Source organism: Microbispora triticiradicis (genome assembly GCF_005864065.1).
Lineage (GTDB): Bacteria > Actinomycetota > Actinomycetes > Streptosporangiales > Streptosporangiaceae > Microbispora > Microbispora triticiradicis.
Genome location: NZ_VANP01000011.1, coordinates 153990 through 170856, shown reverse-complemented (window position 1 = coordinate 170856; position 16867 = coordinate 153990). Strand labels below are relative to the sequence as shown.

General features: G+C 73.5%; 17 protein-coding genes. 4 read left to right on the top strand and 13 right to left on the bottom strand.

Annotation, left to right across the window (positions count from 1 at the left end; genetic code table 11):
• Window positions 1–39: 39 nt before the first annotated feature.
• Window positions 40–510 (bottom strand): MarR family winged helix-turn-helix transcriptional regulator, encoded by a 471-nt coding sequence (locus tag FED44_RS26140; RefSeq protein ID WP_182877435.1) that lies wholly within the window; start codon window positions 508–510, stop codon window positions 40–42.
• 60 nt (window positions 511–570) lie between these two features.
• On the opposite strand from FED44_RS26140, the gene FED44_RS26135 reads away from it, so the two are divergent.
• From FED44_RS26135 to FED44_RS26130, 3 genes are all read left to right on the top strand, one after another.
• Window positions 571–987, top strand: a complete 417-nt coding sequence (locus FED44_RS26135) for a cupin domain-containing protein (protein ID WP_138462376.1) — start codon at window positions 571–573, stop codon at window positions 985–987.
• A gap of 167 nt (window positions 988–1154) precedes the next feature.
• The gene (locus FED44_RS36050; RefSeq protein WP_117409027.1) at window positions 1155–1607 is read left to right on the top strand and encodes a DUF6220 domain-containing protein; all 453 of its coding nucleotides are present in this window, start codon (window positions 1155–1157) and stop codon (window positions 1605–1607) included.
• Window positions 1604–3592: a multicopper oxidase family protein gene (locus FED44_RS26130; RefSeq protein WP_167521592.1), complete on the top strand. Its 1989-nt coding sequence runs from the start codon at window positions 1604–1606 to the stop codon at window positions 3590–3592. The genes FED44_RS36050 and FED44_RS26130 overlap by 4 nt, the downstream gene beginning before the upstream one ends.
• 79 nt (window positions 3593–3671) lie before the next feature.
• Here FED44_RS26130 and FED44_RS26125 read toward each other — a convergent pair whose 3' ends face one another.
• The 4 genes from FED44_RS26125 to FED44_RS26110 all read right to left on the bottom strand — a co-directional run bounded on the left by FED44_RS26125 (window position 3672) and on the right by FED44_RS26110 (window position 7556).
• Complete coding sequence (locus FED44_RS26125) at window positions 3672–4319, bottom strand: response regulator (protein ID WP_117409025.1); 648 nt, start codon at window positions 4317–4319, stop codon at window positions 3672–3674.
• Window positions 4310–5557 carry a sensor histidine kinase gene (locus FED44_RS26120; RefSeq protein ID WP_138462374.1) on the bottom strand — a complete coding sequence of 416 codons (1248 nt, stop codon included), beginning with the start codon at window positions 5555–5557 and terminating at the stop codon, window positions 4310–4312. The genes FED44_RS26125 and FED44_RS26120 overlap by 10 nt, the downstream gene beginning before the upstream one ends.
• 71 nt (window positions 5558–5628) lie before the next feature.
• Window positions 5629–6333, bottom strand: coding sequence for an alpha/beta fold hydrolase (locus tag FED44_RS26115; protein WP_117409023.1), 705 nt, complete (start codon window positions 6331–6333; stop codon window positions 5629–5631).
• An 11-nt stretch (window positions 6334–6344) separates the two neighbouring features.
• Window positions 6345–7556 carry a YbfB/YjiJ family MFS transporter gene (locus FED44_RS26110; RefSeq protein WP_244302272.1) on the bottom strand — a complete coding sequence of 404 codons (1212 nt, stop codon included), beginning with the start codon at window positions 7554–7556 and terminating at the stop codon, window positions 6345–6347.
• Window positions 7557–7632: 76 nt separating this feature from the next.
• Between FED44_RS26110 and FED44_RS26105 the strand changes: the two genes are divergently transcribed.
• The gene (locus FED44_RS26105) at window positions 7633–8250 is read left to right on the top strand and encodes a TetR/AcrR family transcriptional regulator (RefSeq protein WP_138462373.1); all 618 of its coding nucleotides are present in this window, start codon (window positions 7633–7635) and stop codon (window positions 8248–8250) included.
• A gap of 66 nt (window positions 8251–8316) precedes the next feature.
• Here the strand turns inward: FED44_RS26105 and der are convergent, their stop codons facing one another.
• From der to FED44_RS26065, 8 genes are all read right to left on the bottom strand, one after another.
• On the bottom strand, window positions 8317–9747 hold the full coding sequence (gene der, locus FED44_RS26100; protein WP_117409021.1) for a ribosome biogenesis GTPase Der: 1431 nt from the start codon (window positions 9745–9747) through the stop codon (window positions 8317–8319).
• A 3-nt stretch (window positions 9748–9750) separates the two neighbouring features.
• Window positions 9751–10419 carry a (d)CMP kinase gene (cmk, locus tag FED44_RS26095; RefSeq protein WP_396698850.1) on the bottom strand — a complete coding sequence of 223 codons (669 nt, stop codon included), beginning with the start codon at window positions 10417–10419 and terminating at the stop codon, window positions 9751–9753.
• Window positions 10420–10589: 170 nt separating this feature from the next.
• A complete protein-coding gene (locus FED44_RS26090; protein ID WP_117409019.1) occupies window positions 10590–11684 on the bottom strand; it encodes a prephenate dehydrogenase in 1095 nt (364 codons plus the stop codon).
• Window positions 11685–11786: 102 nt separating this feature from the next.
• Window positions 11787–12146, bottom strand: coding sequence for a chorismate mutase (aroH, locus tag FED44_RS26085; protein ID WP_117409018.1), 360 nt, complete (start codon window positions 12144–12146; stop codon window positions 11787–11789).
• Window positions 12147–12263: 117 nt separating this feature from the next.
• Window positions 12264–14321, bottom strand: coding sequence for a pseudouridine synthase (locus tag FED44_RS26080; protein WP_138462372.1), 2058 nt, complete (start codon window positions 14319–14321; stop codon window positions 12264–12266).
• Window positions 14321–15028, bottom strand: a complete 708-nt coding sequence (gene scpB, locus FED44_RS26075) for an SMC-Scp complex subunit ScpB (RefSeq protein WP_138462371.1) — start codon at window positions 15026–15028, stop codon at window positions 14321–14323. Before scpB ends, FED44_RS26080 begins: the two co-directional genes overlap by 1 nt.
• A 76-nt stretch (window positions 15029–15104) precedes the next feature.
• Window positions 15105–15980, bottom strand: a complete 876-nt coding sequence (locus tag FED44_RS26070) for a segregation and condensation protein A (RefSeq protein ID WP_138462370.1) — start codon at window positions 15978–15980, stop codon at window positions 15105–15107.
• A 42-nt stretch (window positions 15981–16022) separates the two neighbouring features.
• Complete coding sequence (locus FED44_RS26065) at window positions 16023–16865, bottom strand: ParA family protein (RefSeq protein ID WP_279633912.1); 843 nt, start codon at window positions 16863–16865, stop codon at window positions 16023–16025.
• Window positions 16866–16867: the final 2 nt, after the last annotated feature.

Genomic DNA, 16867 nt, shown 5'->3' with positions numbered 1-16867 from the left:
CGCCGACGTCGCACGGCAGCGGGTCAGGAGGCGCCGAGGTCAGGAGGCGCCGAACCAGCCGGGCACGTCGAGCCGGAAGACGTCCGGGGGCGTCACCCTGCGCAGGTCCGCTTCCAGCTCCCTGAGCCGCTCCGGCCCGATGACCGCGGCCCAGCGGGCCCGCAGGTCGTCGAAGATGCGGGCCGAGCGGGTCAGCAGGTCGACGCCCGCCGGTGTGAGCCGCACGATCTTGCGGCGCGTGTCGCGGGCGTCCCGGGCACGCTCCACGTAGCCCAGGCGCTCCAGCGTGTCGATGGTCTTGCCCGCCGCCTGTTTGCTGACGCCCAGCGTGCGGCCGAGTTCCACGGCGGTCGTGCCCTCCGCGCCGATCGCCTGCAGGACGAATCCGTGCATGGGCCGGGCGTGCGGGTGCCCCTGACGGGCCAGTTCCGCGTGCAGGTCATCGATGAGCACGCGAAATCCCAGGAAGAGCCGCAGCGGCAGCTCGAATCCGGGCGGGTCGATTGACACGATAGACAACCTGGTTCACTATAAGGACAACAGCGTTGTCTATTCTAGGAGGCACCACCGATGCCTGTCATCCATTCCGCCGACAGCCGCCGGAGCACCACGCCGAACGGCGTCATGACCACCCTGGCCTCCCCGACCCAGGGCGGGGCGGCGCACGCCGTGTGGCGCGTGGACATGCCTGCGGGCAACAGCGGACCCCTGCACTCCTGTGACCGCGAGCAGGTGTGGACCTTCCTGTCCGGCGGCGCGACCGTCGACCTCGACGGCGAGACCTACGGCGTCGAGGCGGGAGACACCATCGTCCTGCCGGCCGACCTCAGCCGCAGGGTGCACAGCGACGCGGAGTCGGGCTTCAGTGCGATCGCCGTCGCCCCCGCGGGCGCCGAGGTCTACATCCCCGGCGGGGTCACCGCCGAGGACGCCTGCGACCTCGCGCCCAAGGGCACCGACCGGATCGTCCCGCCCTGGATGCGCTGACCACCCCGCCCCGCCCGATCTCGCCCCGCGCGACTTCCCGGCGGGGCGGGACGGGTGTCCCGGGCGCCCGGGACACCCGCGGGTCCACCATGGCCGCGTACCTTTCCGGCGCTCGCCGCCCCGCAGAACCCCCGGGGCTCCGCCCGTACCTCACAGGAGGCCCCACAATGCGCAAGGTGTTCTTCGGTCTCGCCGTCGTGCAGCTCGTCGCCGTGCTCGCCCAGTTCTACCTCGCCACGTTCGGCGCGTTCGAGACGCCGCATCCGGCGCCGGGCGACCCGGACGCCGCCATCGGCTACCACGCCATGAACGGCACGATGGTCATCCCGCTCGTCTCGCTGGTGACCGCGATCGCGGCCCTCGCCGCCCGCGCGGGCGGCCGGACGGCGGGCCTGGCGATCCTTCCGTTCGTGCTGGTGGCCGTGCAGCTGTTCGTCATCTTCCCGCTGGCCGAGATCGCCGGGGCGACGGAGACCGCCACCACGACGGCCTCCCTGTTCGTCATGGGCTTCCACGCCCTCGACGGCGTGGCGATCCTCGCCGCGGCCGTCGTCCTCGTCCGGCGGGCCCACGCCCTGACGAAGAGCGACGCCGCGATCCCGGCGCACGCCGCGGCGTGACCACCGCTCGGCTGATCGCTCTCGATCAGATCCTCTTCGTCCTGGTCGCGGCCGCCTGGGCCGCGACCGCCGGGATCGCCCTGACCGGGCTGCGGCAACCCGCCGCGGCCGGTCGGCGGACCCGACTGATCGCCGCGGCGTCGTGCGCCGCGGCGATCGTCGTGACCGGGCTCAGGGTCGCCGTCACCACCGGCCTGGCCGGAGCGGGCTGGTGGTTCGTGGCGGAGAAGGTCACCCTCGCACTGCCCCTGGTCGTCGTGCCCGCGCTCGTCTCGGCCGCCGTCAGCCTGCCCCGCCTGCTGCAGGGCACGGCGACCGGCTCGACCCGGATCGTCGCGTTCCCCCTGCTGGTCACCGCGTACGGCGCGGTGGCCGGGATCGCCTGCGCGGTCGTGATCTCCTATCCGGTCACGACCGGAGGGGCGGCGGCGGTGCTCGCGCTGTTCGCCGCGGCGTCCGCCGTGACGTGGCGGCTGCTCGGCCCGGCCCGCTCGCCTCGGCACGGCTGGCAGGCCGCCGGAACCTGCGTGCTCGCCCTCGCTCTCGCCCTGACCATCGGCGGAGGGTGGGCGAGCGGCCACCTCCACCCGGGGCACGACACGGGCGGGCGCGGCGTCTCCGTCGACCTGCTGCGCGGCCCCGCTCCCGCCGCGGCCGGCGGCCCGGCCGGGGCCAGGGAGCGGGTCCGCCGCTTCACGCTCACCGCCCAGCCCGCCACCGTACGGCTGCCGTCCGGCGGCGGCGCCGAGGCGTGGTCGTTCAACGGGCAGGTGCCGGGGCCGGTGCTGCGGGTGCGGCAGGGCGACCTGGTCGAGGTCGTCCTGCGCAACCGGCTGCCGGTGCAGGGAGGCACGGTGCAGGGAGGCACGGTGCAGGGAGGCACGGTGCAGGCCAGCAACGGGCAGGCGGGCAGCGGGCAGGGCGTCACGATCCACTGGCACGGGTACGACGTGCCGGCCGCCGAGGACGGCGTGCCCGGCGTGACCCAGGACGCGATCTGGCCCGGCCAGTCCCACGTCTACCGCTTCCGGGCCGAGGACGCCGGCACGTACTGGTACCACAGCCACCAGAACTCCAGCGTCGCCGTGCCACGCGGGCTCTTCGGCCTGCTGGTCGTCGACCCGGCGGCCCCCGCGCCGGAGAGCGAGGACCACGTGCTCGCGCTGCACACCTTCGGCTCGCGCCCGACGCTGTCGGTGGACGGCGCCGCGCCGTCCGACCTGCTCACCCGCCTCACGCTCGCGCCCGGCGCCCGTACGCGGCTGCGGGTGGTGAACACCGACACCCGGCCCGTGGTCCTCGGCCTGAGCGGCGTGCCGTACCGGATCGCGGCGGTGGACGGCGGGGACGTGCCGGGGGCGACGGACCTCGACGGCGCCCGACTGCACCTCGCGGCGGGCGGGCGATACGACCTGACCTTCACCGTGCCCTCCGGGCCGGTGCTGCTGACGACGGGAGACCGGCCCGCGTTGCTGATCAACGGACCGGCGATGCCTCCGCCGGCGGCCGGGCCGATCGTCGACATCACCCGGTACGGCTCTGCCGCGGCCCTGCCCGCCCGGTTCGACCGGGAGACGACCTGGGTGCTGGACAAGACGCTCGCCGTCTCCGGAGGCCTGCCGCGGCTCGCCCAGACGGTGAACGGCAAGGCGTGGCCGAACATCCCCACGCCGGTCGTCCGGCAGGGGCAGACCGTCAGGATCCGGGTGGTGAACCGGGGCACGGACACCCACCCGATGCACCCGCACGGCCATCACGTGCGGATCCTGTCCCGGAACGGCGTGCCGGCGACCGGGCTGGCGATGGACACCTTCGACGTCGCCCCCGGCGAGGTCTGGGAGGTCGCCCTCGTGGCCGACAACCCGGGCGTGTGGATGTCCCACTGCCACGATCTCGCGCACGCCGCGCAGGGCATGGAGTTCCATCTCGCGTACGAGGGGGTCACCACGCCGTACGACATGACGGGCGGCAACCACCCGGCCTGACCGCGCCATCCCGCCCCGCGCCATCCCGGCCCGCGCAGTCCCGGCCCGCGCCGTCCTGCGGCGGGCCGGTGGCGCGACGTCAGGACCGCAGGTAGGCCAGCACCGCCAGGACGCGGCGGTGCTGGTCGCCGTCCTCCGCGTGCAGGCCGAGCTTGGCGAAGATGCCGCGGATGTGCTTTTCCACCGCGCCCTCGGTGACGACGAAACGGCGGGCGATCGCGGGGTTCGACCTGCCCTCGGCCATCAGCGCGAGGACCTCCCGCTCGCGCGGCGTCAGCGAGGCCAGCGGGTCGTCCCGGCGCCGGCGCACCATCAGCTGGGCGACGACCTGCGGGTCGAAGACCGTCCCCCCGGCGGCCACCCGGCGCAGGCCGTCCATGAACTCCTCGACGTCCACCACCCGGTCCTTCAGCAGGTAGCCGACCGCTCCCCGCGCGTCGGCCAGCAGGTCGTCGGCGTACGACACCTCGACGTACTGCGACAGGATCAGTACGGGCGCGCCCGGCACCTTCTCCCGCGCCTCGACCGCGGCCCGCAGGCCCTCGTCGGTGAACGACGGCGGCATCCGGACGTCCACCACCGAGACGTCCGGCCGGTGGGCGACGACGGCCTCGACCAGTCCCTCCCCCGTTCCGGTCGTTTCGACGACCTCGCAGTCGAACTCCTCCAGCAGGCGGACGAGTCCCTCCCTGATGAGGACGGCGTCGTCGGCCACCACTACGCGCACGGAACCTCCGCCGTGATCGAGGTCGGCCCTCCGGCGGGCGAGCGCACCGTCAGCTCGCCGTCGACCGCCCGCAGCCGGTCGGCCAGGCCGGACAGGCCGTGTCCCTTGGCGACGTGAGCGCCGCCGACCCCATCATCCCCGATCGTGAGCAGCAGGACGTCCCCGATCCGGGTCAGCGCGATCATGCAGGACGTCGCCCTGCTGTGCTTGGCCACGTTGGTCAGGGCCTCGGCGGTGACGAAGTAGATCGTGTTCTCGATCAGCGCGGGGTACCGCTCGGTCGTCTGGACGTCCAGCTCCACCGGGACCGTGCAGCGGCCGGCGAGCGCGGCGAGCGCGGGCGCGAGGCCGCGGTCGGCGAGGATGGGCGGGGCGATGCCGCGTGACAGCGCCCGCAGCTCGTCGAGCGTCTCGCGGGTGGCGCTGATGGCGTTGCCGATCGTCTCGTGCGCGGCGCTCGCGTCCCGCTTCAGCTCCCGCTGCGCCCGCGACAGCTCCATCGCCAGGTGGACCAGGCGCTGCTGGGGGCCGTCGTGGATGTCCCGCTCCAGGCGGCGCAGCGCGTCCGCCTCCGCGTGGGCGGCGGCGTTGCGGCCCTCGGTCAGGTCCTCGATGCGCTCCTGCAGCGCGGCGACGCCGGTCAGCAGCGCCCGGCCGAGCGACGCCTGGATCAGCGCGCAGGACCGGACGACCGGGTAGAGCGTGAGCGCGGCCAGGACGCCCAGAGCCAGGTAGAAGACGCTGTTCACGAAGTAGCCCCGGCCGAGCCCGAGCAGTTCGGGCAGCTCGTGGTTGTCCGGGATGTTCGACAGGATCCACCCGTACAGCGGGTAGGTCAGCCCGAAGAGCGACACGGCCCACCAGGTGACGGTCACGCAGAACGCGGCGACCGCGACCGGGAAGGCCAGCAGGGCGTGCAGCGCGTCGAGCCAGGGCTGGCCCCCGACCAGCGGCGTGACCGTGCGTCGCAGGATGCCCGCGCCCTCCGGCGCGCGCGGGTAACGCGGCCGGGGCAGTTCCCGGCCCAGCACCGGCCGCATGCGCAGCCGTTCTACGTCACCCATCCCCCTGGCCATGAGGAGGGTGAGCGCGAGGATCGGCACGCCCAGCCAGACCACCAGCAGTCCCGCACCGGCGGACAGGCCGCCCACGGTGAGGACGAACGTGATCGCCGCGAGCGGAAACCCTATGAGGACGTAGACCGTGTCACCGGCCAGACGGGAGAGAAGTCGGCGCATGCCCCCAACGCTATTGACTCGCCCGCCGATGATCGATCCTGCGGACGTCAGACCCGGGGGTAGGGCCAGCCCTACCATCCCTCGGCGACCGGCGGGGTTCCGGGCCTGCCGGGCCCGGCGGCGTCGAGCAGGATCCCGAGCAGCTCCCGCGGCGCGTCCCGCATGAGGTTGTGCCCGCTGTCCAGCGCGTGCACGGTCCACGAGGGGTCCTCGCGCAGCCGCTCGTACGTACTCGTGAAGGCGGACCGCACGTCCCGGTCGGCGTACACGTAGACCCGCCGCCGGACGCTCGCGAGACCTCCGATGAGCCGGAGCGGCTGCAGCAGCGAGGCGACGGGGTGCGGGGTCGCCCGGGGGTCGAAGAACGGCAGCGGCCGCGTGGCGTATCCGGTCTCCTCCACGTCCGCGTACCACTGCCGCTCCTGCTCGGAGGCGAGGGTCCAGCAGGAGTCGCCGTCCTCCGGCACGAAGGCGTCGAGGTATGCCAGGGCGGCGACCCGGCCCGGCAGGCGGTCGGCCACCCCGGTCATCACCATGCCGCCGTAGCTGTGCCCGGCCAGCACCGCGTCACGGACGTCCCCGGCCTCCAGCACGCCGGTCACGTCCTGGATGTGGGTGTCCAGGTTCACCCCGCCGCGCAGCAGGTGGGCGCGTTCGCTCACTCCGCTGAGCGTCAGCGGAAGGGCCCGGTGGCCGTGGCCGCGCAGGTCCTCGACGAGGTCCTGGAAACACCAGCCACCGTGACACATTCCGGGGATCAGGACGAAGGTCGTCATGGTCGTGCTCCTCACTGTCTCATGGACGCTTCCCCTCCGGGCGTCTTCTCGGCGCGGCCCGGCGGGGTGTTACGTGTGGGATCGGCGAACGCGGCGACCAGGGCCGCCGCCGCGCACAGGATCGCGGTCCACGCCAGGGCGGCGCCGGCCGAGGTGTGGTCGGCGACGAGCCCGGCGAGCCACGGACCGGCGGTCTGCCCGGCCGCGAAGAGTGTGGTGAACGCCGCCAGCGTGGCCGTCCAGTCCGCGGGCGCGGTGTTCGCCTTGATGATCGCGGTGACGGCGGCGGGCACCCCCATGAACGTCGCCCCGTAGACGACCACGGACGCCAGGATGACCGGCGGTGCGGGCGCCGCCATCGCCGGCGCCGCTCCGGCGGCGGCCAGGAGGCCGAGCAGCACGGTCAGTGCCCGGGTGCCGTGCCAGCGGGTGGTCGGACGGCTCCACAGGGCGGGCGCCGCCACCACCGCCAGGCCGAGCGCCGTCCAGGCGAGTACCACCTGCCCGAGCGGCGCCTCGGCGAGGTAGGCGGACAGGAAGGTGATGTACGTGATGTAACCGGTGGCGAACAGCAGGTAGGCCAGGGCGATCCCCCGTAGTGGGCGCAGGTGAGCCCGCCCGGCGGTGACGGCCGACGCCTCCTCCCCGGCCTGGGCGGCGGTCCAGCTCACCAGCGCCGCCAGCCCGGCGGCCACGCCCAGGCCGACCCAGGCCGGCCGCCAATGGCCGCCCAGCGGCGGAATGCCGGCGCCGGCGACGGCGATGCCCAGCCCGGTGCCCGCGAAGTAGACGGTGATAGGCGTCCCGGAGGAGGCGCGGGCGGCGAGGCGTGAGGCGATGACGCCGCCGCTGACGAACACCGCGGCCCCTGCCGTCCCGGCCGCGGCTCGGGCCGCCAGCAGCACCGGATAGGCGTCGCTCGTCGCGGTGGCCGCCAGCGCCGGCGCGGTGAGGACCATCCCCCATCGGAAGACGGCCGCGGCGCCCCGGCGGCGAACGGCGGCCGCGGTCATCAGCGCACCGAGCAGGTAGCCCAGTCCGTTGGCGGCGCTCACCGCTCCGGCTTCGGCCAGGGTCCACCGCAACTCGTCCCGCATCGCCGGCAGGAGCAGCCCGTACGCGAATCGGGCCAGCCCCAGGGCCGACGCGGTGCCGAGAGCCAGCCGCATCGCCTGCCGTGTCTCGGGCCCGGCCCGCATGCCGACGGCGAAGAGGTGGGACATGACACTCCAGAGATCGAACCGATCGGTACGATCTCAGATCGTAGCAACGCATCGAACCGATCGGTACCATCTAGGTATGCCGGTTCCCAAGGGCTCGACGATCGACCCGGAGCGCACCCGTGCCGCCATTCTGGAGGCGGCCACCCCCGTGCTGTACGAGCGTGGGCTCGACGGCGTCGGCGTGGCCGAGCTGTGCGCTTCCATCGGGGTGTCGAAGGAGACGCTCTACCGGCACTTCGGCACCAAGGACGGGCTGGTGGAGGCCATGCTCACGGCCCGCAGCGAACGGGTGACCCGCTGGCTGGCCGAGGCCGCCGCGGAGGCCGGGGACGACCCCCGTGACCAGCTCGCCGCGGTGTTCGACGCGCTGCGGGAGTGGTACGAGGACCCGGTCTTCCGCGGCTGCGCGATGCTGAACGCGGCGGCCCAGCATCACGTGGAGGCCGTGCGCGCCATCACCGCACGCCACCTCGATCGCTACCTCGACCTGCTGACGGGGATCGCCGAGCGTGCCGGAGCCACCGATCCGCCCCTCCTGGGGCGGCAGTTGCTCATGCTGGTCGAGGGCGCCACCGCCGTCGCGGCGCACCACGGCACGGCCGGCACGGGCGAGCAGGCCCGGCAGGCGGCGCTCACCCTGTTGTCGGCCGCCGCCCGGCCGTCCGCGAGTTCCCGGCGCGGCTCCGGAGTCTGACCCCGGCCACCGCCACGACCACCGCCATGACCACGGCCGCGGCTTCCGCGGCGCGCGGCCGGTGGGTCACTTCTTCTTGCGCTTCTCCCGGATCTTCATCGTGACGTCGATCGGGGAGCCGGCGAAGCCGAACTCCTCGCGGATGCGGCGCTCGATGAAGCGGCGGTAGGTCTCCTCCAGGAACGCCGAGGTGAACAGCACGAACTTCGGCGGCTCGGTCGAGGCCTGGGTGGCGAACAGGATCTTCGGCTGCCTGCCTCCGCGCACCGGCGGCGGCGTGGCCTGCACCAGCTCGGTGAGGAACTGGTTGAGCCGGGCCGTCGGCACCCGCGTGCCCCACGACTCCAGCGCCCGTTCGATGGCCGGGGCGAGCTTCTCGACGTGGCGGCCGGTTTTCGCGGAGATGTTCACCCGCAGCGCCCAGGGCGTGCGGACGAGCTGCCGGTCGATCTCCTTCTCCAGGTAGTAACGCCGGTCCTCGTCGACCAGGTCCCACTTGTTGAACGCGACCACCATCGCCCGGCCCGACTCGATGACCAGGCCGATGATCCGAAGGTCCTGCTCCGTCAGCACGTCGGAGGCGTCGATCAGCACGACCGCGACCTCCGCCCGCTCCAGCGCGGCCCGGGTGCGCATCGCCGCGTAGAAGTCGGCGCCCTTCAGCTCGCGGTCGCGCCGCCGGATGCCCGCGGTGTCGATGAACCGGTACGTCGTGCCGCCCAGCTCGACCAGCTCGTCCACCGGGTCGCGGGTGGTGCCGGCCATCGGGTCGACCAGCACCCGCTCCTCTCCGGCGACCTTGTTGAGCAGCGACGACTTGCCCACGTTGGGCTTGCCGAGCAGCGCGATCCGGCGCGGGCCGCGCCGCTCGCCGAACGTCTGCGGCGGCGTCTCCGGCAGCGCGTCGAGCACCACGTCGAGCAGGTCGCCGCTGGCGCGGCCGTGCAGGGCCGAAACCGGGCGCGGCTCGCCCAGGCCGAGCGACCACAGCCCGGACGCCTCCAGCTCCATCTGCTGGTTGTCGACCTTGTTCGCGGCCAGCACGACGGGCTTGCCCGCGCGGCGCAGGACCGCCCCGACGGCCTCGTCGGAGTCGGTGACCCCGACACTCGCGTCCACCACGAAAAGGATCACGTCGGCCAGCTCGGCCGCGATCTGCGCCTGCTCGGCGATGCGCAGGGCCATGCCGGTCGCGTCCGGGTCCCAGCCGCCGGTGTCCACCAGCGTGAACCGCCGCCCCCGCCAGGTGGCCTCGTAGGTCACCCGGTCGCGGGTCACCCCGGGCACGTCCTCCACGACCGCCTCACGACGGCCGATGATGCGGTTGACCAGCGTCGACTTGCCGACGTTGGGGCGCCCCACCACGGCGACGACCGGCAGCGGGCCCGAATCGGGCTCCCGCTCCGCCTCCTCGGCGGACAGCTCGGCGAGCTCGGCCTCGATCCAGCCGCCCTCGTCCTCGTCGTACTCCACCGTCACGTCCATACCCTGCCTCATCCGTCAGACCCGCTCCTTGACGATCCGGAGCACCTCGGCGATGACCTCGTCCAGGTCCAGCGGCGTGGTGTCGAGCTCCACGGCGTCCGCGGCCTTCGCCAGCGGGTCGGCCTTGCGCGTCGAGTCGAGGGTGTCGCGGCGGGCCATCGCGGCCCTCTGCGCCTCCACGCTCGTCCCCTCCAGCTCCGCCGTACGGCGCAGCGCGCGGGCGTCGGCGCTCGCGGTGAGGTAGATCTTGACCGGCGCGTCCGGCGCGACCACGGTGCCGATGTCGCGCCCCTCGACCACGATCCCCCCGCCCGGCAGGGAACTCGCGATGATCTCCCGCTGCAGGGCCACGAGCCGGCGGCGCACCTCGGGCACCGCGCTCACGGCCGACACCGCGCCGGTGACCTCGGCGCCGCGGATCGGCCCGTTGACGTCGACGCCGTCGACGGCGACACCCGGCGCGTCCGGATCGGTGGTCATCGTCAGCGTGGGCTCGGCCGACCTCGCGGCGATCGCCGCGGGGTCCTCCAGGTCGACGCCCCGCTGGAGCATCCACCACGTGACCGCCCGGTACATGGCGCCCGTGTCGAGGTAACGCAGGCCGAGCGCCCGCGCGACGCCCCGCGACGCGCTCGACTTGCCCGACCCCGAGGGACCGTCCATCGCGACGACCAGACCCGACACCGGTCTCTCCTTCTCCTTCGGAATCGTCGTCCCCGAGGCTACCGGGATACCGGGGGAAAGCATGCATCGGCGGCCGGGCGGAGGCCCCGACGGTCCGGGGCCTTCTGGTCAGGGGCCGGGCGTTCGCTCGGTCTGCCCGGAGGTCACCCGGCCGGGGCGGGCGGGCCGGTCTAGCCGGCGACCTGCCAGCCGCGCTCACGGAGGGCCTCCGACAGCGGGGCCGCCGCCTCCGGCTGGACGTACAGCTCCGCTGCGCCGAGCGGCAGGCCGGGGGCGTGCTCCAGCCGGATGTCCTCGATGTTGAGACCCGTCTCGCCCGCCGCCTGAACCAGGCGGGCCAGCTCGCCCGGACGGTCGCCGATGAGCACCTGCACCACCGCGTACGTGCGCGCCGGGCCGCCGTGCTTGCCGGGGATCCTGCCGGTGCCGCGCACCCCGCGTGCCAGCAGGTCGGCGATCTGGTCCATGGCCGCGCCGTCGCCCGCCAGCGCGCGCAGCGATCGGGCGGCGGCGCCGAGGTCGTCCGCCACCGCCTCCAGCACCTCGGCCACCGGCAGCGCGTTGCCCGAGAGGATGCCCATCCACAGCGCAGGATCACTGGCGGCGATCCGGGTGACGTCGCGCACGCCCTGCCCCGACAGCCCGAGCGCCGTCTCCGGCGCCTCGGCCAGCCGGGCGGCCACGGCCGCGGCGGTCACGTGGGGAGCGTGCGAGACGACCGCCACGGCCCGGTCGTGTTCGCCGGCGTCCACTCGCACGGCGTTGCCGCCGCACAGGTCGATGAGCTCCCGCACCGCCGCCACCGCCTCGGGCGCGGCGTCCTCCGTCGGGCAGTACGCCCACGGGCGGCCGAGGAACAGGTCGGCCCGGGCCGCCGCGGGACCGGACCGCTCGCGGCCGGCCAGCGGATGCCCCGCGACGTACGTCGTCAGGTCGCAGCCGAGCTGGGCCGCCTGGGCCAGCGGAAGGACCTTCACGCTGGCCACGTCAGTGTAGAAGCGGGCGGCGCCCTGCTTCTGCAGGTCGAGCAGTTGCTGCGCGACGAACTGGGGCGGCACCGCGACGACCGCGAGATCCACTTGCCGCGCGCCCGTCCAGTCCTCCCCCGCGCCCAGCTCACGCGCCAGCCGTACGGCTCCGGCGTCCCGGTCGGCGAGGAAGACCCGCAGGTCCCGCTGCCGCAGCGCCAGTGCGATGGACGTGCCGATGAGGCCCGTCCCGACAACGACCACGCTGCCGATCCCGGCGCCCTCGATGGGAGTCATCGTGCTCTTCCTGCCGTCACCGTCCCGGGGACGCGGCCCGCGGGCGAATGCCTGTGGATGGGAGAATCCCGTTCTGCCGGACCTGTGGCCCGGACCGTCTCCCTACTGGGCGATGTCCACGCGAAGCGCCACGGCGCCGCGCAGGTACACGTGCTGGATCTCCTGCCGCGGCCGGTCGGTCTGCACGTGGGCCATGAGCCGCACCACGCGCGGGAGCGCGCCCGGCACGTCGATCTCGGTCGCGCACAGCAGGGGGACGTCGTGGAACCCGAGCTTGCGCGCGGCGAGGGCGGGGAACTCCGCGGTGAGGTCGGGCGTGCACGTGAAGATCACGCTGATGACGTCGTCGGTGGTGAGGTTGTTGCGGCCCATCACCTCGCTCACCAGTTCCGTCGTCCCGGCGAGGATCGCGTCACGATCGTTGCCCTCGACCTGGACGGCTCCGCGAATCGCCCGCACCATGTCGTTCCCCTCTCGCTGAGACGGGCCGGCCCGCCGTGACGACGAGCGCGGCCCATCTACCGCCTGTTCGGCTTAATTCTGCCCGGATTGCGGGTGTATGCCCGCAGTTTTGCCAGGCTACAGGCCGACCGCCGCGTACAGCTCGCCGATCTCCTGAACGGTGAGCGTGCGCACCGTGCCCGGCTTCAGCCGGCCGAGCTTGACCGGTCCGAACTCGATGCGGGCCAGGTCGATGACGCGGTGCCCGACCGCCTCCAGCAGCCGCCGGACGATGTGCTTGCGTCCCTCGTGCAGCACGATCTCGACCAGCGCCTGCTGGCCGTGCTCCTGCACGATCCGGAACTCGTCGACCTTGGCCAGGCCGTCCTCCAGCTCCACGCCCTTGCGCAGCACCTTGTGCAGGTCGCGCGAGACGGGGCCGGGCACCTTGGCCCAGTACTTCTTCTGCACCCCGAAGCTCGGGTGCGTCAGCCGGTGGGCCAGCTCACCGTCGTTGGTGAACAGCAGCAGGCCCTCGGTCTCGGTGTCGAGACGCCCGACGTGGAACAGCCGGGGCGCGAGGTCCTGCACGTAGTCGTGCAGGCACGGCCGGCCCTCGGGGTCGTCCATCGTGCTCACCACGCCGATCGGCTTGTTGAGCGCGTAGTAGACGGTCTCGGCGGAGGTCGGGATGCGCTTGCCGTCCACGTGGATGATCTGCTTGGCGGGATCGACGCGGGCGCCGAAGCGGCGCACGACCTGGCCGTCCACCGTCACCCGGCCGTCGCCGATCATCTCCTCGCAGGCCCGCCTGCTGGCCACCCCGGCCTGGGCGAGCACCTTCTGGAGCCGGTCGCCGCCCGGCACCTCGGTGGTGTCGCGCTCGTCCGTGTAGTTCTCGTCGTAGAAGTCGGGGTCGCGCAGCGGCTGCCGGGACGTCTTGAACGGGTTTCCCTGCGTTCCCCGGGCCCCTGCGCCCGTACCGCCCGCGCTCCGGCCACCCGCGCCCCGGCTCCCTGCCGACCCGGCGCCGGAGGGACGGCCCGCGCCGGCGCCGCGCACCGGGCGTCGTGCGCCCCCCTCGGTACCGCCGAAGCGGCCCCGCGTCGCGCCACCGGTGCGGCCGATCGTCTGCACCTCGTCACGCCGGGTCCCGGCCCCGCCGCGGGCGGCCCGGAAACCGGCCCGCTCGTTCCGGTCGCCCCGCTCGGCGCGGCCGTCCCGGTCGGTGCCGCGGCCGGTGCGGGAGTCCCGGTCGCCGCGGACTTCGCGATCGCCGCGCCAGGAGTCCCTGTCGCCGCCGGCGCTCCGGCCGGCGTATCTGTCGGCGCGGTCCTCGCCGCCGCGGAAGGGGCGGTCGGAGCCGCGGTCCGTCCCACGGTCCCGCAGACCGTCCCGGCCGCCTTCCGGCCTGCCGTACCGGCCGCGCGTCCCGGCCCCCTCCGTACGGAAGGTGGAGCGGCCCGCGGACGGAAACTCACGTCCGCCACGCTCCCTGCCGGAGTCGCGGTCGAAACCACGGCCGCCGTCCCGGTCCCGGCCGGAGTCACGGGTGGAGTCGCGGTCGAAGCCACGGCCGCCGTCGCGGTCACGGCCGAACCCGCGCGCACGGTCGGAGCCACCTGAGCGGTCGAAGCCACGCCCGCCGTCGCGGTCACGCCCGAAACCACCACGGTCGCGGTCGGAACCACGGTCGCGGTCGGAACCACGCTCAGGGCCGAAATCACGGTCACGGCCGAAGCCGCGCCCGCCGTCGCGGTCGCCGGAGCGACCGGCCTCGGGCCTGCCGTACCCGCCATGCGAGCCGCCGCGCTCGGCGCGGAACGACGTGCGGTTGTCATCGCCGAAACGCCGGCCGCCGGGGCGGGCGTCGCGGCGGTCGCCGCCACGGGCGTCCCCTGCACGGGCGTCCCTGGCAGGGCGGTCGCCGTACCGGTCGCCGCGCGGGGCGCCCTCGTCGCGGGACCGCCTGAAGTCGGATCTAGAGTCGGATCGAGAGTCGGACCTGAAGTCCTGCCTGGAGTCGGAACCGTACCCGGACCGGGAACCAGGGACGCGGGAACCGCCGCGCCGGTCGTCCTGGGGACGGAAGCCGCCGGACCCGCCACGGGATCCACGCGCGCTCGCGCCCTGCTGACCGGTGCTCCGGCTCCGACCGCGTCCCTCACCGGACGGGGTGCCACGCCTGTTGTTCACTACTTCTGCTCCTCAAGAATTTCCACGTCGTCCGGGAGGAACGGGGCGAGCTCGGGAAGCTCGTCGAGGCTCCGCAGCCCCAGTCTCTCCAGGAAGTAACTCGTCGTCCGGTAGAGCACCGCCTGGCTCTCCGGGTCGGTTCCGGCCTCTTCCACGAGGCCTCGTGCGACCAGCGTCCGCATGACGCCGTCGCTGCTCACGCCGCGCACCGCCGCCACCCGGGCCCGGCTGACCGGCTGCCGGTAGGCGACCACGGCGAGGGTCTCCAGCGCGGCCTGTGTGAGCCGCGCCTGCTGACCGTCCCTGACGAACCTCTCCACCAGCGCGGCACACTCCGCCCTGGTGTAGAAGCGCCAGCCTCCGGCCACCTCCCGAAGGTCGAAACCCCGCCCGGACGCCGTGTATTCCGCCGACAGCGTGCGGAGCGCGGCGGCGACCTCCGCCGTCGGGCGTTCGAGCACCTGCGCGAGCGTGATCTCCGCGACCGGCTCGTCCACCACCATCAGGATCGCCTCGAGCGCCTGCGCGAGCGACGGCCCCTCCGAAGGCGTCTCCTCGCCGCCGGATCCGGCGTCGTCCGTCAGGGACGGCGCGACCTCGGCGGCGAGCACGGCGTCACCGGCGGGCCCGGGCGTCACGTGAGTGGCGCCGGTGTCCGGAGCGCCGTCTGTGCCGTCGGTGGAACCGGGGGTGCCGCTCGCTGCCATCGCTCCTCGCTCGTCGTCCGTGGTTCCGCCTCCGGCGCGCCGTCTCCGCCGCGTCACCGCGCCCGGCGCGGGCGGGTCATTCCTCCGGTGCGCCGGACGGCTCCGCCGGTCGCTCCTCGCTCCGGCCCTCGTCGTAGTCGTCGCCGACCGTGACGTCGCCGTCGGCGGTTCCCGTCCAGGTGACGTACAGGTCACCGAGCGGTTCGACCTGCTCGAAGGAGACCGCGGCCTCCCTGAACAGCTCAAGGACGGCCAGGAACCGGGCGACGACCTCGAACGTCCCCGAGCAGTCGGCGGTCAGTGCCCGGAAGGTCGCCGTCTGCACCCGCCTCAGCCGCTCCACAAGGATAGCGGCTTGTTCCCGGACGCTGGCGAGCGGTTGGTAGATGTGCGCGACCGACACCGACGGCGGCGCCTTGGGCGTGAAGGCCCTGGCGGCGATCCTGGCGAGCTGCGCGGGCCCGATGCCGAGCACGAGTTCGGGCAGCAGGTCGGCGAAGCGCTTCTCCATCGGCACCGCGCGCGGGAAGCGCAACGCCTCCTCGGCCATCCGCCCCGAGAAGATCTTCGCGACCTCCTTGTACGCGCGGTACTGCAGCAGCCGGGCGAACAGCAGGTCACGGGCTTCCAGCAGGGCGAGGTCCTCCTCGTCCTCCACCTCGCCGGTGGGCAGCAGCCGGGCCGCCTTGAGGTCGAGCAGGGTGGCCGCGACCAGCAGGAAGTGGCTCGTCTGGTCGAGGTCCCACTCGGGTCCCCGCGACCGGATGTACGCGATGAACTCGTCGGTGACCTTGTGCAGGGAGACCTCGGTGATGTCCAGCTTGTGCTTGGAGATCAGCCCGAGCAGCAGGTCGAAGGGGCCTTCGAAGACGTCCAGATGGACCTGGAAGCCGCCCGGCGCGCTCTCCCCGCTCCCCTGGTCCGTCTCCTGGCCGGTCGTCACGCCTGCCATTGTCCTCCACCGGCGCGAGCGCCGGCACCTACATCGTCATGGTCAGACGCGGGCGGGCCACCTGGCCAGCAGCTCACGGGCCAGCTCACGGTAGGCGGTGGCGCCCATCGAGCCGGGGTCGAACTGGGTGATCGGCTCTCCCGCGAGGGTGGCGTCCGGGAACCGCACCGTACGGTTGATGACGGTGTGGAACACCTTGTCGCCGAAGCCCTGCATGATCGTCGAAAGGACCTCGCGGGCGTGCAGCGTCCGGGGGTCGTACATGGTGGCGAGCAGGCCGTCGATCTCCAGGCTCTTGTTGAGCCGCTCCTGGACCTTGCCGATCGACTCCATCAGCAGCGCCACGCCGCGCAGCGCGAAGAACTCGCACTCCAGCGGGATCATCACGCTGTGCGCGCAGGTCAGCGCGTTGACCGTCAGCAGGCCGAGCGACGGCTGGCAGTCGATCAGGCAGATGTCGTAGTGCGGCAGCAGGGGCTCCAGCGCCCGCTGCAGGGCGTACTCACGCGCGACCTCGTTGACGAGCCTGATCTCCGCGCCGGACAGGAAGATGTTGCTCGGCAGGAGTTGCATGCCGTCGACGGTGGTGTCGAGCAGGACGTCCTCGACGGTGACGTCGGGCTCCTCCATGAGGAGGTCGTAAACCGTCGCCTCGAGCGGCCGGGGGTCGATGCCGAGCCCCACCGACAGCGCGCCCTGCGGGTCGAAGTCCACCAGCAGCACCCGCTGCCCCACCTCGGCGAGCGCGGCGCCCAGGTTGATGGTGGTCGTCGTCTTGCCGACGCCGCCCTTCTGGTTCACCATCGCGACGATCCGGGCGGGTCCGTGGGACTCCGGCGGTATCGGATCGGGGAACACGGGGGTGGGACGGCCGGTAGGCCCGATCG

Excerpts from the sequence above, each read along its gene's own strand:
- FED44_RS26115 (WP_117409023.1), bottom strand. The coding sequence starts at position 6,333 with ATGACGACCTTCGTCCTGATCCCCGGAATGTGTCACGGTGGCTGGTGT.
- FED44_RS26070 (WP_138462370.1), bottom strand. The coding sequence starts at position 15,980 with ATGGCAGGCGTGACGACCGGCCAGGAGACGGACCAGGGGAGCGGGGAG.
- FED44_RS26105 (WP_138462373.1), top strand. The coding sequence starts at position 7,633 with ATGCCGGTTCCCAAGGGCTCGACGATCGACCCGGAGCGCACCCGTGCC.
- FED44_RS26110 (WP_244302272.1), bottom strand. The coding sequence starts at position 7,556 with ATGTCCCACCTCTTCGCCGTCGGCATGCGGGCCGGGCCCGAGACACGG.
- FED44_RS26120 (WP_138462374.1), bottom strand. The coding sequence starts at position 5,557 with ATGCGCCGACTTCTCTCCCGTCTGGCCGGTGACACGGTCTACGTCCTC.
- FED44_RS26135 (WP_138462376.1), top strand. The coding sequence starts at position 571 with ATGCCTGTCATCCATTCCGCCGACAGCCGCCGGAGCACCACGCCGAAC.
- der (WP_117409021.1), bottom strand. The coding sequence starts at position 9,747 with ATGAGGCAGGGTATGGACGTGACGGTGGAGTACGACGAGGACGAGGGC.
- FED44_RS36050 (WP_117409027.1), top strand. The coding sequence starts at position 1,155 with ATGCGCAAGGTGTTCTTCGGTCTCGCCGTCGTGCAGCTCGTCGCCGTG.
- aroH (WP_117409018.1), bottom strand. The coding sequence starts at position 12,146 with ATGGTGCGGGCGATTCGCGGAGCCGTCCAGGTCGAGGGCAACGATCGT.
- FED44_RS26090 (WP_117409019.1), bottom strand. The coding sequence starts at position 11,684 with ATGACTCCCATCGAGGGCGCCGGGATCGGCAGCGTGGTCGTTGTCGGG.
- scpB (WP_138462371.1), bottom strand. The coding sequence starts at position 15,028 with ATGGCAGCGAGCGGCACCCCCGGTTCCACCGACGGCACAGACGGCGCT.